This is a genomic window from Streptomyces sp. CBMA156 (genome assembly GCF_014596515.1).
Lineage (GTDB): Bacteria > Actinomycetota > Actinomycetes > Streptomycetales > Streptomycetaceae > Kitasatospora.
Window position 1 is genome coordinate 1 of sequence record NZ_MSJQ01000301.1, and the last position, 14,072, is coordinate 14,072.

Below are 14,072 nucleotides of genomic sequence, written 5' to 3' on the forward strand. Positions count from 1 at the left end.
GGGAGTTGGGGGGCTTGGTCCGGTGGAACCGGTGGGGGCCTTCGGTGGTTCGGCGTAGGAAGTCGGCGGTGTCGACTTCCTACGCCGGGGGGTGATGTTGCTCGCTTCTTCGGGGCCCCCCCCCCCCCCCCCCCCCCCCCCCCCCCCCCCCCCCCCCCCCCCCCCCCCCCCCCCCCCCCCCCCCCCCCCCCCCCCCCCCCCCCCCCCCCCCCCCCCCCCCGCCCGCCCGCCCCCCCCCCCCGGGACACCGCCGTCGGCCGGGAGCAGCCCCGTTCCACCCCCGGCCCCGATTCTCCCGGCCGCCCCGCCGACCGCCGGAACCCCGCCGAGCCGGGCCAGCAGACCCGCCCTCACCAACGAGGACGTGCCCGCCCCGGACGGCCCGGAGAGCACCACCAGCCGTCGTTCGGCCAGCAGGGCGACCAGCCGGTCCAGCAGCGCCTCACGGCCGAAGAACCGCTCGGCGTCGGCCGCCTCGAACGCCGCCGCGCCGGGGTAAGGGGCCCGCCCGACGTCCTGGGCGCGCCGCCGGGCGGCGGTGTCGGCGGCCAGTTCGGCGGCGAGCAACTGCCAGCGGTGGCGCCACTCCCGCACGTCCCCGCCGCAGGCCTGCACGTAGGCGAGGGTGACGGCGAGGCTGGGCAGCCGCCGGCCGCCCGCGGCCACCGACAGGCTGGCTGCCGAACAGTGGGCCCTGATCGCGAGTTGACGGTACGGCGGATGCCCGGCGCTCTCCCGCAGGGCCCGAAGATCACCCGCGAAGCGCAGCAGTGGCCCGTCCCCTGGGTCCAACGGGCTTTCCCGACGCGGCATTACGGCCCCCTTCTCCATTGAAGCGGTGTCCTGGAATCCCTGGAATCCCTGGTTTCCCACGCGTCACACGCCCCGCGCGTGTCTCGTGCCGATCCCCCCCGGTGATTCATCATGCGCAGCACCGTTGGCGTCAAACATTGGTACGGACGGGTCGGTTGTTCCGAGTTGATGTTCAATGTCCAGCCGCACGGCGCCGAACAAAGCCGGTGGGATAGAACCGGGACCCGCAGCCCTCGCTGACTTCGGAGACATCCATGAAGTTCACGCGGTACTGCCGTTCCCTCCTGTCCACACCCGCGATGGCGGTGGAACGGTACGGCAAGAGCCATCAGTCCGGGGCCGACATCGCCATGGTCGATCTGGAGGATTCGGTCCCACCCGCCCGGAAGGAGGAGGCCCGGCGGCTCGCCGAGGAGTTCTTCGCCCTCCCGTCCGCCAAGCTCGCGCGCAGCGCGGTGCGCATCAACACCCTCTCCGGTCCGGACGGCCTGCGCGACCTGATCGCCGTCACCCGGTACCGCGTCAAACCGGACCTGGTGCTGATCCCGATGGCGGAGTCGCCCCGGGACATCGAGATCGCCGCCGGCGCGCTCGCCGCGGACTGCCCGCAGACGGAGTTCCTGGCCGTCGTGGAGACCCCACTGGGCATCGAGCACGCGCCCGCCATCGCGGCCGCCGGGCACCGGCTGCGCGGGCTGGTCTTCGGCTCGGCCGACTACGCCTTCGCGGTCGGCGCCCGGCTTTCCTGGGAGGCCCTGGCCCACGCCCGCGCCCGGGTGGTCAACAGCGCCCGCGCCGCGGGGGTGGAGGCGATGGACGCGCCGTTCTTCGAGGTCGCCGACCTCGCCGGGCTGCGCCACGAGGCCGGGCTCGCCCGGGACTTCGGGTTCAGCGGCAAGATCGCCGTCCATCCGCGCCAACTCGCGCTGATCAACGAGGTGTTCAGCCCGGACGAGGAGCTGCTGGCGCGCGCCCGCCGGGTGGTCGCCGCGGGTCTGGCGAACGGCCGCTCGGTCACCGTGGTGGACGGGGTGATGGTCGGCATGCCGTTCTTCGAGGCCTCGCAGCGCCTGATCGAGCAGTTCGACCCGCCCCGGCCGAACGAGGCCTCCCGGCCTGACGAACCCTCCCGGCCGGACGGTTCCGCCCACTCACCGGACCACTCTCAGGACCACCCACCCGACCATCCGCAGAACCCCCCGCAGGGCCACGCGCCCGCCGACGCCCCGACCCACCTGACGGAGAAGTGACGATGACCGAAGAATCCATCCTCGGCCCGCGCCGGTACCGCAACGCCGAGGCCATGCTGGCCACCGCCGACCCGGTCTGGCAGGCCGCCGCCGCCAACGGCCTGATCGGCATCACGGTGGACTCCGAGTCCAACAACCGGCTGATCGTCCGCGAGACCGGCCACGAGTTCGCCAACATGGTCTCCTGCGCGTACCTGGGCCTGAACAACCACCCCTCGGTCGCGGCCGCCACGGTGGACGCGCTGACCGAGTCCCGCAGCACCTGGCTGGTCACCTCCACCACCCGGATCCGGCACAACCTGCTGGTGCGCCTGGAGGAGGAGCTGGGCGAGCTGTTCGGCGCCCACATCCTGCCGGGCGCCTCCTGCACCTCGCTCACCGCCGGCATCCTGCCGCTGGTCGCCTCCGGCCACCTGGACGGCGTCTGCCAGGGCGGCGGCGGGCCCCGGGTGATGGTCTTCGACCGCTTCTGCCACTTCTGCATGGCCTACGTGAAGCCGATCTGCGCGGACGAGTCGCTGGTGCTGACCTGTCCGCACAACGACCTCAACTACCTGGAGGACATCTGCCGCAAGTACCCGCGGGTCGCCTACGTGGCCGACGGCGCGTACTCCATGGGCGGCGCCGCGGCCCTCGACGGCCTGCTCGAACTCCAGGACCGCTACGGGCTGTTCCTCTACATCGACGACTCCCACTCGCTGTCCATCATGGGCGAGCGCGGCGAGGGCTTCGTCCGCTCCCGGCTGGAGATGAACCCGCTGACGGTCATCGTCACGAGCCTCGGCAAGGGCTTCGGCACCGGCGGCGGCGTCGCGATGCTCGGCAACCGTGAGCAGTTCGAGTTCCTGCACCGGCACGCCGGCCCGGTCGGCTGGTCGCAGAACATCGCGCTGCCGCTGGTCGGCGCCTCGCTGGGCAGTGCCGCCATCCACCGCTCCCCCGAACTGGCCGACCTCCAGGCCAGGTTGAAGCGCAACATCGACCTCTTCGACGAGCTGCTGCCGACCACCTTCGCGGGCAACGGCCTGCCGGTGCGCCGGATCGACGTCGGAGACGCCGAGCGGGCGGTCAAGCTGTCCGCCCAGCTCTTCGAGCGCGGCTTCTACAGCTCGGCGGTGTTCTTCCCGATCGTGCCCAAGGGCGAGGCCGGACTCCGGCTGATGATGCGCGCCGACATGGACGAGCGGCTGATCCGCGAGTTCGCCGGCCACGTCGGGGAACTCACCGCCGATCTCCAGGACGTGCCGGACTCCAAGGCCTGAGGGGAAGCCGCCATGGACGCGACCGAGCCCACCGGCTACCGGCGGATCGGCGAGCGCCGCTACCGCGAGGTGGTCGGGCGCTACTACGAGGAGTTCGAGGTCGGCGAGGTGGTGGAGCACCGCCCCGGGCGGACCGTCACCGAGCTCGACAACGTGCTGATGAGCATGCTGAGCATGAACGACGCCCCGCTGCACATCGACGCCGCCTACAGCGCGCACACCCCCTGGGGGAAGCCGATCGTCTCCAGCCTGGTGACGCTCAGCATCGTCGGCGGGATGACCGCCCGCTCGACGAGCGGGCGCACCATCGCCAACCTGGGCTGGGAGAACATCCGGATGACCCACCCGGTGTTCACCGGCGACACCCTCTACGCGGAGACCGAGACCCTCGCCACCCGGCTGTCCAAAAGCCGCCCCGGGCAGGGCATCGTGAGCTGCCGCACCACCGGGACGAAGTCCACCGGCGAGGTCGTGGTGGTGTTCGACCGCAGCTTCCTCGTCCCGCTGCGCGGCCACGGCCTGGACGAGGCCGCCGGGTACTGACCCGGCACCGGACCCGGTGCGGGTGCGGGTGCGGGGAGGCGGCCGGCCGCCTCCCCGCACACCGCTCAGCCCTCCCGGCGGACGTCCACCAGCACCTTGCCCATCGTCTCCCGCGCGGCCATCGCCCGGTGCGCGGCGGCCACCCCGGACAGCGGCACGGTCCGGTCGATCCGCGCCACCAGGCGCCCGTCCGCGGCGAGCCGGAACAGCTGGCCGGCGATGCCCGTGAACAGCGCCCGGTCCGCCAGCGCGTGCTTGAGCCAGAAGACCGCCAGCCCCGCCGAACCCTCCGCCAGCTCGCCCACCGTGAAGCCGTCCTCCACGCCGCCCCGCGCCCCGACCGACACCAGCCGCCCGAAGGGTGCCAGCCCGGCCAACCCGGCGCGCAGCACCTTCCCGCCGACCGAGTCGAGGAACAGGTCCAGCCCGCCCGACTCCGCGAGCCGCCCGGCCAGGTCCGGGTCCTCGGGGTCGAGCACGGTGTCGGCGCCCAGCGAGCGCGCGAACTCCCGCTTCTGCGGGGTGGAGGCCAGGGCGACGATCCGCCCCGCCCCCAGCTCCCTGGCCAGCTGCACCGCCAGGTGCCCGACGCCGCCCGCGGCCGCGGTCACCCCGACGGCCTCGCCCGGCCGCAGCCGCCCCGCGAGGGTCAGCGCGCCGTAGGCCGTGGCCCCCTGTTCCAGCAGCGCGAGCGCCTGCTCGTCGCCGACACCGTCCGGCACCTCCACCGTGTGCGCCGCCTCGGGCGCGGCCACCTCGGCGTACCCGCCACCGGTGCGCAGCAGCGCGACGACCCTCCGGCCGTCCCCGCGGCGCCGCCCGACCACGTCGACGCCGAGCACCGCCGGCAGCGGGAAGCGGAGGTACTCGCCGGTGCGGCACTCCAGGTCGGCGTAGTTGAGCCCGGCGAGGGTGACGTCGACCAGCACCCGGCCCGGGCCCGCCGCCGGTTCCGGCACCGTCGCGAGGCGGAGTTCCTCCGGCCCGCCGTAACGGTCGATCACCACCGCGCGCATCCCGGCCCCGTCCCCCGTCACGTCCCCGTCCACGTCCACGTCCGCATCCATGTCCTTGTCCGCCTCCACCGTCCCCTCCGGCCTCATCCGGCGAACAGCGCGAGCAGCGCGCTCTCCAGGGCGCGGACGGCCTCCGGGCTCCCGGCGACCACGCAGTACATCACCGAGCCGTCGACGGGCCCGTAGTCGCTGCTGAACAGCACACCGGTACCGGTCGCCGGGTCGAAGGCCAGCCCGGCCTCACCGATCGCCGCCACGCCCTGGGCGAAGGAGGGCACCCTGAGGCCCTCCAGCTCCAGGAGGTAGCGGGAGCCGCGGTGCTCCTCGCGCAGCAGGCGGCCGAGGTAGACGTCGAGCAGGTGGCTGGAGCCGGTGAGCCGGCCGTTGGTCTCGTGGAAGTAGATCTCGCCCTTGGGCGTCAGCACGGCGTCCGCGCTGACCGTGCCCCGGTAGCCGATCACCCGCAGCACCTCGCACAACCGGGCGCCCTGGTCGACGAGTTCGGCCAGGACGCCGGCGTCCGGGGTGACCGGCGGGGTGATCTCCCCGACCACCACCGGCCGCATGACCATCTCGCCGCAGCCGGAGAGCACCACGGCCGTGTCGTCGACGGCGAACTGGGCGTACAGCGGCACGGAGTCGCCGAAGTACCGCTCCACCACCACCCGCTGGCAGCGCCCGCCGGTCAGCCAGGTCCACCGCTCGGCCACGTACGCGGCCACCGCCGCCCGGTCCGCCAGCGGCACCACCCGCTCGGCGCCGACCGCCTCCACCCGCTCGTCCCTGGCGAGGATCTCGTTGCCGAGGCCGCCGGCCTGGTACTCGACCTTCACCATCACACTGTGCCCCTGCGCCAGCAGGTGCTCGATCGCCGCCTCGACCTCCGGTGGCGAGCCGGCCACCCTGCCGGGCGGGATCTGCACCCCGGCGCCCGCGGCCAGCGCCCGGAACCCCGCCTTGCTGTTCACCAGGGCGTTGCCGCCCTGCGCGGCGAAGGGCAGGCCCGGCATGGCGCGCGCCACGCCGAGGGCCGCCGCCAGCTCGGCCACCGCGCCGTTCGGCGAGATGGCCAGCACCTCGTCGACGGTCCGCCCGTCCAGCACCCGGCGCAGCTCCGCCAGGAAGCCCGGGTCGGCCAGGCGGTCGGTGGTGAGCACCTGGTCGCCCTGCGCCCCCGGTGGCGGCACCACGAACGCCAGGCTGTCGGCCCGCACCCCGGTCAGCCCGGTGACGTACGCCAGGTACGCCGGATCGGGGCCCCAGGGCAGCACCAGGACGTCACCGTCCTCGGCCCACCAGAGCATCCGCTGCGCCCCGCACCCGGCGGCCAGCTGCTCCGGCGGCGTCATCCCGGTGAGGTCCCCGACCATCTCCTCGGTGCGGTTGTTCGCGATGCAGAGCGTCGTCATCTGGTGAGCCCTCCCGGCGTCCGGCGCTGTCACGGCCCTGGCCCCGACGCACGACACGGGTGTGGCGTGCGCTACAGGTGTAGCGCACCGGGGTTGTTCCGGCTCGGCCCTCGGTCATTGAACAAAACGCCGAACAACCGCCGCACCCCTCCGCCCGGCCGGCCTGCCTCAGCTCCCGGCCGGCCTCAGCTCCCGGCCGCCCGGACCGCGTACACGTACCGGCTGCCCGCGTACTCGCTGAGGTTCCAGATCACCGACTCGGCGTACTTCCAGTCCGTCGTCGCCGAGCTGTGGAAGCTCAGGTCCTCGCAGCCCTTGGCGAGGCGCAGCACGGTGGAGGGCGTGTCGGTGCCGGAGGTGACGGCGTGCAGGGTGCCGTTGCCGCCGCCGTTGCTGGTGGAGAGGTAGTGCCTGGACTGCTGGGCGACGGTGCCCTGGATCTTGCCCTGCCTGACCGTGACCGCCTCCGAGGCGGTGGTGGAGCCGAGCTTGCGGTTCGTGTAGTCGAGGTTCCAGCGGACGATCTTCGGCGTGGTGATCTTCGTGCCGTCGCCGTTCCAGCCGGTCCCCGTGTAGTCGACGGCCGGGTTGTCCAGGTCGACGGCGTACTCACTGACGGTCAGGCTGTCCGGCGTGCTCGCGCGGTCCAGGCCGAGGCAGGAGAAGCGCAGCAGCGTCCCGGTGTTGTCGTACGCGCCGCTCTGCGGCAGCACGTACCGGTAGTCGTACGCGTAGTGGCGGCCGTCGGAGGCGTCCAGGCCGCAGACGTCGGACTTGCCGGTCGCCACCTCGAAGACGGTGTCCAGGTCGAAGACCCGCAGGCCCTTCGTGGTGTCCACCATGTAGAGCAGGTTGCCGTACCAGAGGATCCCGCCGGCGTGGCGCTGCACGGGGGCGTACGAGTAGGCGCCGCCCGCCGTCCTCATCGGCTCCACCAGCAGCACGTGGCGGTACCTGGGCGCGGCGGGGTCGCTGTGGTCGACGAAGGAGACCCGGACACCCTTGTTGACCGGGAAGTCCGGGACTCCGTCGCCGTCCGGGTCGGTGTCGAAGTACCAGGAGACCAGGACGACCCGCTTGCCGCCCCACACCCCCGAACCCAGCGCGTCCGCACTGGTGGTGACGCCCTGCGGGACCCACTCGGCGACGCCCTGGTCCCCGGGGTTCCACGCGAACCCGTCGGCGAAGGCCCCGACGCCGCTCGGCGCGCCGGTCAGGTGCACCGCGTCCCGGTTGGCGCTCGCCAGCACGTCGGCCACGGTCGCCTTCGGCAGCACCCCCGCCAGCCCCGCCGCCTGGGCGGCGTACGTCCCCGACCCGTTGCCCAGCCGCTCCGTCAGCGTGAACCGGCCCGGCGTCAGCACCGCCGCCTCGGCCGCCGCCGGCGCCACGAGGCCCCCGCCCACGGCCGCCAGTGGAGCGGCGGCCATGCCTTTGATGATCGTCCTGCGCGAGATCGTCATGGGCCCAGCATGGGGGCGCACCCTCCGCCTCCGGAACCCCGCCTCTCCCGGTTGCCGGCCGACCCGCCAGTCCGGTTCCCCCGGCAGGAGACCCGGTGGGTGCCCGTCACGGGCGTCAGCAGGGAGTACGGCGAGGTGGTGGCGGTGATGAACGTCCGGTTGTTCTTCGGGCCATCGCCCGTGCCCCGGACACGGCCGCGCCCCGGTGCACCGTGGTGCACCGGGGCGCGGGAACCCGATGGGGAGGACTCGGCAGGAGGACTCAGCGGGAGATCAACGGGAGATCAGCCGTGAGGCCTGCCGGATGTCAACGGCCCTGGAGGCGCTTGACGTTGTCGCCGAAGCTCCAGCCCTTCGAGCCGTCCCAGTTGATCGACCAGGTCATGAGGCCCTTCAGCTGGCCGTTGAAGGCGTTCCACGACTGGCTCACCAGGCCCGGGTCCATGTAGCCGCCACCCGCGCCGGGCTGGGCCGGCAGGCCGGGCACCTGCTTGTCGTAGGGCACCTTGATGGTGGTGCCCTGGATGGTCAGACCGTTGTTCAGGCACTCGGTCTGCTTGGTGAAGCCCTGGACGGTGCCGGCCTGGTACGAGTCGCCTGAGCAGCCGTACATGCTCCCGTTGTAGTACTGCATGTTCAGCCACCACAGCCGGCCGTTGTCCGCGTACTTCTTGATGATCGGCAGGTAGGAACCCCAGATCGACCCGTAGTTGACGCTGCCGCCGGTGACGTACGCGGTCTCGGGGGCCATGGTCAGGCCGAAGCCCGCGGGCATCTGGGCGAGCACGCCGTCGATGATGCGGATGAGGTTGGACTGGGAGGCGGACAGCGTGTTGATGTTGCCGCTGCCGGACAGGCCGGTCTCGATGTCGATGTCGATCCCGTCGAAGTTGTACTTCTTGAGGATCGGGACGACGGTCGCCACGAAGCGGTCGGCGACGGTGCTGGAGCTCAGGTCGATGCCGGCGGCGGCACCGCCGATCGACATCAGGATCGTCGCCCCGGCGGCCTTGGCCTGGCACATCTCGGCGGGGGTGGAGACCTTGACGTTGCTGTCCATGCCGTCCTGCCACAGGACGGTGCCGTCCGAGAGGATCACCGGGAAGGCGGCGTTGATGACGTTGTAGCCGTGCGCGGCCATCCGGCTGTCCGTGATGGGCGTCCAGCCCATGCCCGGGTGGACCCCGTTCAGGGCGCCGTCCCAGTTCTCCCAGTACCCCTGGATGACCTTGCCCGAGGGCTTGGGCTTGGTGGGGCAGGTGTCACCCGGCGGGGTGGTCGGCGGAGTCGTGGGCGGCGTCGTCGGAGGCGTGGTGGGCGGCGTCGTCGGCGGGGTGGTGGGCGGCGTGGTCGGCGGGGTGGTCGGCGGGGTGGTGGGCGGCGTGGTGGTGCCGCCCGGGCCGGCGAGCGACACGTCGTCCGCGTAGAACGCGGGCTGCCCGTACCAGCCGTGCAGGAAGACGGTCACCGAGGTGGTGGTCGCCCCGGTGGTGAAGCCGACGCTGAGCTGGCCGTACGACGGGCTGCTCGCCGTCCAGGTGGAGGCGTTGACGCCGGTGCCGGTGGCGCCCAGGTAGATGTAGCTGCCCTGGACGTAGGCGCTCAGCGTGTACTGGGAGTTGGGCTGCACGCTGATGGTCTGGCTGCACTGGGCGGTGTCCTGGCCGGTCGGCGTGGCCTGGAGCGCGGAGGATCCTGAGTGGACCGGACTGGTGACGGCCGCGCCGGAACCGCCGGAGCAGGTCCAGCCGGAGAGTCCGCTCTCGAATCCGGGGTTGGCCACCAGGTTCGGGGTGGCGGCGCCCGCCGTGGCGGCGCCGGACACGGCGAGACCAGCACCGATGACGGCGATGGCGCTCGCTGCGGCGAGGGAACTCCTCAGGAGGGTCCGCCCGTTGCCGGCGCTGCCGGCCCGGCTCACCCGCGAGGCCCGTTGCAGACCGGACGCCCGGAGCGGCTCACTGCCGGCCTGGCCGCCTTCGAGGCGACCGGGTTCCGGACAAGGGCGGAACTCGCCCGACTGACGTGGGGTACGCGACCTCCGACGGAACATGCTGTGCTTCCTTCCCGCCGAGCGTCATGGGCATGACCGACGCGTGGGGGCGTGACGCCCGGCTCTGGGTGAGGTGGAACATGTGGGGGCTGTGCCGGACCGGATCGTAGGAAGGATGACAAGCGGCGTCAATAGGTCTGGACCAATTAGGTCTGGACCAATTTCGGCAGCCCCTCCCTAAGCAGGGCCCGAGCCGTCGGGGCCGGACAGCCGGGAGGGCCCCGGCGCGACCGCCGGAGCCCTCCGCTCCATGCCTTCGGAACGTCAGCTCACCGCGAGTTCGCCGGAGAGCCGGCCGTGCAGCTCGGCACTGGGATCGTTGAGGCCGGTGATCTCGACGGTCTTGCCGCGCTGGGCGTACCTGGCCGAGACGGCGTCGAGGGCGGCGACGGAGGAGGCGTCCCAGACGTGGGTCCCGCCGAGGTCGATGACGACCCTCTCCGGGTCGTTCGCGTAGTCGAACCGGCCGACGAGCTCGTTGGCGGAGGCGAAGAACAGCTCCCCGGTCACGGTGTAGACGACCCGGCCGCCGTCGGGGTCGGCGACGGCGGTGACATCGGCGAGGCGGGCGACGCGCCTGGCGAAGACGACCATCGCGGTGACCGAACCGACGACGACGCCGACCGCGAGGTTGTGGGTGGCGACCACACAGGCGACGGTGATCACCATGACCGCGATCTCACCGGCCGGCATCCGCCTCAGGGTCGCGGGGGCGATCGAGTGCCAGTCGAAGGTCGCGAAGCAGACCATGACCATGACGGCGACCAGGGCCGCCATCGGGATGTCGGAGACCACCGGGCCGAAGACGATGCACAGCACCATCAGGAAGGCCCCGGCGAGGAAGGTGGACAGCCGGGTGCGGGCGCCCGACACCTTGACGTTGATCATGGTCTGGCCGATCATCGCGCAGCCGCCCATGCCGCCGAACAGCCCGGTGACGATGTTGGCGACGCCCTGGCCGACGGACTCCCGGGTCTTGTCCGACCGGGTGTCGGTGATCTCGTCGACGAGCTTGGCGGTCATCAGCGACTCCATCAGGCCCACCAGCGCCATGGCCAGCGCGTAGGGCGCGACGGTGACCAGGGTGTCGAGCGTGAACGGCACGTCCGGCAGGCCGGGCACCGGCAGCGAGGACGGCAGCGCACCCTTGTCGCCGACCGTGGGCACCGCGATTCCGGCGCCGACCGTGACGGCGGTGAGGATCACGATGGACACCAGCGGCGCCGGCACCGCCGTGGTTATCCTCGGGAAGAACACCATCAGCGCGAGGCCTCCGGCGAGGAGCGGGTAGACCGGCCACGGGACGTGCGACATCTCCGGCACCTGCGCCAGGAAGACCAGGATCGCCAGGGAGTTGACGAACCCCACCATCACCGAGCGCCGCACGAAGCGCATCAGCTTCGCCACCCCGAGCACGCCGAGCAGGATCTGGAAGACCCCCGCGAGGATCACCGCCGCGACCAGGTAGCCGAACCCGTGCTCACGGTTGAGCGGCCCGATCACCAGGGCCACGGCGCCGGTGGCGGCCGAGATCATCGCCCGGCGGCCGCCGACGACCGCGATCGTCACGGCCATGGTGAACGAGGCGAACAGCCCGATCGCGGGTTCGACCCCGGCGATGACCGAGAACGAGATCGCCTCGGGGATCAGCGCCAGCGCGACCACCAGGCCGGCCAGCACCTCCGTCCGCCAGACCTTCGGGTCCGACCACCAGTCGGGCTTGAGGCCGGCCAGGCGCGCGGCCGGGGAGACAGCCGGAGGGACAACGGGAGCGGGCAAGGAAGGAACCTGTCGTACTCGGGCACGCCCCGGCTGCCGCCCGGACGTACGGAAGGAGGCACGGGGCACGGACGGCACCCAGCGCGAAGGCCCCGTGGCGTACGGGGACCGGAAGCGGCGCGTGACGGAACCCCGGCCCGCACGGTGTGCGCGGCCTCGGCTCGCGTCCGGGAGTCCGGGCGTCACGGCGGGCAGGCGGCGGCGGGCCTCATCGGCTCGCGCACGCTTCTCCCCCGGAACGGGATCCTCGCCGGGAGTACCGTCAGCCCCGGCACGGCGGCGGGCAGCACCCGACCGCCCGCACCGGCGGAGACTCTACCCTAACGTTAGGGTAGAGATCGGGCGGTGCCGCCCGCCCGGGCACGGGCACCGTGGGGACCGGGAAGGACTGACGAGGCAGAACGTGAACGGCGAGCACATGCAGATCGGCGAGGTCGCCGCCAGGACCGAGTTGTCCCTGCGCACCATCCGGCACTACGAGGAGACCGGCCTCGTCACACCCTCGGCCCGCTCCCAGGGCGGCTTCCGCCTCTACACCGAGACCGACGTCGCCCGCCTCATGGTCATCCGCCGCATGAAACCCCTCGGCTTCACCCTCGACCAGATGCGCGACCTCCTCGACGCCACCGACCGGCTCGACTCCGCCGGCGACCTGGACCCCGACGAGCGCGACGCCCTCCTCGGACGCGTCCGGAGCTACGAGCACACCGCCACCGAACAGATCGACAAGCTCCGCACCCAGCTCTCCCGCGCCGAGGACTTCGCCGCCACCCTGCGCGCCCGCGTGCGGCGGACCACCACGCCCGGCACCGGTTCCTGAACCCCGCCCGCTCCGGCGCGAAACCGACCCGGCGCCCCGCCGTCACTCCACCCGGGCGACTCCACCCGGGTGGTGGCTTGCCCGTGCGGCGGAACGCACACAGACTGCCACCGGAATTCCCCCTCTCCCCCTCTGGAGGAACGAGATGGCCGACAACCGACGCGGATCGGACGCACTGCTCGAAGCCTGGCGCAAGGCGGGTGAGCCGATCAGCGAGGAGTTCCTGACCGGCCTCGCCGAGATCACCTCCGGACTCGTCGTGGAGAAGATCCTCATCAAGGGAATCCCGCGCCCCGACCTGCTCCAGGCCTCCTTCCGCGCCGAGGGCACGGGCCCGCAGGCCGGGGCGGTCGTCGACCAGGTGGTGGAGCTGATCCGCAGCAGCCACACCATCGGCGGACCGTCCGTCACCGTCTTCCCGCGCGGCATTCCGCCGGTGTACGACCACCAGGTCATCGAGGTCTCCGTCGGGGTCGCGAACTCCGCCCGCTGAGACCACGGACGAGCCCCCACTCATGACCCTCACCGGCCGGCGAGCCGTCCTCCAGGTCCACCCGACCCGGCGGTGCAACCTGCGCTGCCTCCACTGCTACTCGTCCTCGGGGCCGGACGTCGACGAGACCACGGCCCTGCCCGTCCTGGGCAGGGCCGTCGCCGACGCCGCCGCCCTCGGCTACGACGTCCTCGGAGTGTCGGGCGGCGAGCCGTTGCTCTACCGCCCGCTCACGGAGCTGCTGCGCACCGCCCGCACCCACGGCATGCGGACGACCGTCACCACCAACGGCATGCTGCTCACCGAACGCCGGCTGGGCGAACTGACGGGCCTGGTCGACGTGTTGGCCATCTCGCTGGACGGCACCCCGGACAGCCACGTACGGATGCGGCAGGACGCCCGCAGCTTCTCGGCCATGGAGCGCCGCCTCCCCCTGGTCCGTGCCTCCGGCATCCCCTTCGGCTTCATCTTCACCCTGACCCAGTTCAACGTGCACGAGCTTGCCTGGGTGGCCGACTTCGCCGTCGCCGCGGGGGCGAGCCTGCTCCAGATCCACCCGCTCGAACCGGAGGGCAACGCCGCCGGCCGCCTCCCCGGAGCGGTGCCCGACGTGACCGAGATGCTCTTCTCCGTCCTGGAGGCCGCACGGCTGCGGTCGTCCACGGACCTGACCGTCCAGCTCGACCTCGTGGACCGCCACAGCATCGTCGCCCAGGCCGACCGGTTCCTCCCCGACGACGAGAGGCCCCGGGGGCTCGCCCCCTGGCTCTCCCCGCTGGTCATCGAGACGGACGGCACGGTCGTGCCCCTCACCTACGGATTCGACCGCCGCTTCGCCCTGGGCAGCCTCGACGAGGCCCCGCTGTCCGAGCTGGCCCGCCACTGGGACCCGTCACCCTTCCGGTCCCTGTGCCGTTCCGTGCACGCCGATCTGGCGCGCGAGGACGCGCCCGCCCTCGTGAACTGGTACGACGAAGTCACCAGGGCCGCCCGCACCTGCCAGCCGGCCTGAGCTCGGCGCTTGACCTCGCAGGTCACTCGACCCGCTGAGATTCTCGGGAACCAGCAGTACGTGAGGGGCCGTTCTTCACGCTTCGAGATGTCGAGTAACGAAGCACGAGAGAACGGCCGCTGCGTATGAGTCCCCCTCCGACAGGCCCACACGCGAGGC

The 14,072-nt window shown here is 72.4% G+C and carries 12 protein-coding genes; 6 read left to right on the forward strand and 6 right to left on the reverse strand.

The features are described from left to right. Positions 1 to 831: helix-turn-helix domain-containing protein (locus tag BU198_RS44320; protein WP_411293237.1), on the reverse strand; the 831-nt coding region annotated here is incomplete at its 3' end. 236 nt (positions 832 to 1,067) lie between these two features. Between BU198_RS44320 and BU198_RS26405 the strand changes: the two genes are divergently transcribed. From BU198_RS26405 to BU198_RS26415, 3 genes are read left to right on the forward strand one after another with little or no spacing between them, the layout of a single operon-like run. Further along, positions 1,068 to 2,063 (forward strand): HpcH/HpaI aldolase/citrate lyase family protein, encoded by a 996-nt coding sequence (locus BU198_RS26405; protein ID WP_188299380.1) that lies wholly within the window; start codon positions 1,068 to 1,070, stop codon positions 2,061 to 2,063. A 2-nt stretch (positions 2,064 to 2,065) separates the two neighbouring features. Further along, entirely contained in the window at positions 2,066 to 3,325 is a 1,260-nt protein-coding gene (locus BU198_RS26410; protein WP_223244962.1) for an aminotransferase class I/II-fold pyridoxal phosphate-dependent enzyme, read from the forward strand. Between the two features lie 12 nt (positions 3,326 to 3,337). Further along, the gene (locus tag BU198_RS26415) at positions 3,338 to 3,868 is read left to right on the forward strand and encodes a MaoC family dehydratase (RefSeq protein WP_188299382.1); all 531 of its coding nucleotides are present in this window, start codon (positions 3,338 to 3,340) and stop codon (positions 3,866 to 3,868) included. Positions 3,869 to 3,933: 65 nt separating this feature from the next. Here BU198_RS26415 and BU198_RS26420 read toward each other — a convergent pair whose 3' ends face one another. The 5 genes from BU198_RS26420 to BU198_RS26440 all read right to left on the reverse strand — a co-directional run bounded on the left by BU198_RS26420 (position 3,934) and on the right by BU198_RS26440 (position 11,588). Continuing rightward, positions 3,934 to 4,953: a zinc-binding alcohol dehydrogenase family protein gene (locus tag BU198_RS26420; protein ID WP_317620330.1), complete on the reverse strand. Its 1,020-nt coding sequence runs from the start codon at positions 4,951 to 4,953 to the stop codon at positions 3,934 to 3,936. A 14-nt stretch (positions 4,954 to 4,967) separates the two neighbouring features. Further along, positions 4,968 to 6,293: a peptide ligase PGM1-related protein gene (locus BU198_RS26425; RefSeq protein WP_188299383.1), complete on the reverse strand. Its 1,326-nt coding sequence runs from the start codon at positions 6,291 to 6,293 to the stop codon at positions 4,968 to 4,970. A 185-nt stretch (positions 6,294 to 6,478) separates the two neighbouring features. Then, positions 6,479 to 7,756 (reverse strand): hypothetical protein, encoded by a 1,278-nt coding sequence (locus tag BU198_RS26430; protein ID WP_188299384.1) that lies wholly within the window; start codon positions 7,754 to 7,756, stop codon positions 6,479 to 6,481. Between the two features lie 307 nt (positions 7,757 to 8,063). After that, positions 8,064 to 9,677 carry a carbohydrate binding domain-containing protein gene (locus BU198_RS26435; RefSeq protein WP_317620331.1) on the reverse strand — a complete coding sequence of 538 codons (1,614 nt, stop codon included), beginning with the start codon at positions 9,675 to 9,677 and terminating at the stop codon, positions 8,064 to 8,066. A 396-nt stretch (positions 9,678 to 10,073) separates the two neighbouring features. Further along, complete coding sequence (locus BU198_RS26440) at positions 10,074 to 11,588, reverse strand: SulP family inorganic anion transporter (RefSeq protein ID WP_188299385.1); 1,515 nt, start codon at positions 11,586 to 11,588, stop codon at positions 10,074 to 10,076. A gap of 403 nt (positions 11,589 to 11,991) precedes the next feature. Between BU198_RS26440 and BU198_RS26445 the strand changes: the two genes are divergently transcribed. From BU198_RS26445 to BU198_RS26455, 3 genes are all read left to right on the forward strand, one after another. Continuing rightward, positions 11,992 to 12,408, forward strand: coding sequence for a MerR family transcriptional regulator (locus tag BU198_RS26445; protein ID WP_188299386.1), 417 nt, complete (start codon positions 11,992 to 11,994; stop codon positions 12,406 to 12,408). A 145-nt stretch (positions 12,409 to 12,553) separates the two neighbouring features. Continuing rightward, positions 12,554 to 12,901: a hypothetical protein gene (locus tag BU198_RS26450; RefSeq protein ID WP_188299387.1), complete on the forward strand. Its 348-nt coding sequence runs from the start codon at positions 12,554 to 12,556 to the stop codon at positions 12,899 to 12,901. Between the two features lie 22 nt (positions 12,902 to 12,923). Continuing rightward, positions 12,924 to 13,913 carry a radical SAM protein gene (locus BU198_RS26455; protein WP_188299388.1) on the forward strand — a complete coding sequence of 330 codons (990 nt, stop codon included), beginning with the start codon at positions 12,924 to 12,926 and terminating at the stop codon, positions 13,911 to 13,913. The last annotated feature ends 159 nt before the right edge of the window (positions 13,914 to 14,072 follow it).

What these genes read in the sequence shown, in the direction of transcription:
- BU198_RS26405 (WP_188299380.1), top strand. Translation starts at nt 1,068, where the DNA reads ATGAAGTTCACGCGGTACTGCCGTTCCCTCCTGTCCACACCCGCGATG.
- BU198_RS26410 (WP_223244962.1), top strand. Translation starts at nt 2,066, where the DNA reads ATGACCGAAGAATCCATCCTCGGCCCGCGCCGGTACCGCAACGCCGAG.
- BU198_RS26415 (WP_188299382.1), top strand. Translation starts at nt 3,338, where the DNA reads ATGGACGCGACCGAGCCCACCGGCTACCGGCGGATCGGCGAGCGCCGC.
- BU198_RS26425 (WP_188299383.1), bottom strand. Translation starts at nt 6,293, where the DNA reads ATGACGACGCTCTGCATCGCGAACAACCGCACCGAGGAGATGGTCGGG.
- BU198_RS26430 (WP_188299384.1), bottom strand. Translation starts at nt 7,756, where the DNA reads ATGACGATCTCGCGCAGGACGATCATCAAAGGCATGGCCGCCGCTCCA.
- BU198_RS26450 (WP_188299387.1), top strand. Translation starts at nt 12,554, where the DNA reads ATGGCCGACAACCGACGCGGATCGGACGCACTGCTCGAAGCCTGGCGC.
- BU198_RS26455 (WP_188299388.1), top strand. Translation starts at nt 12,924, where the DNA reads ATGACCCTCACCGGCCGGCGAGCCGTCCTCCAGGTCCACCCGACCCGG.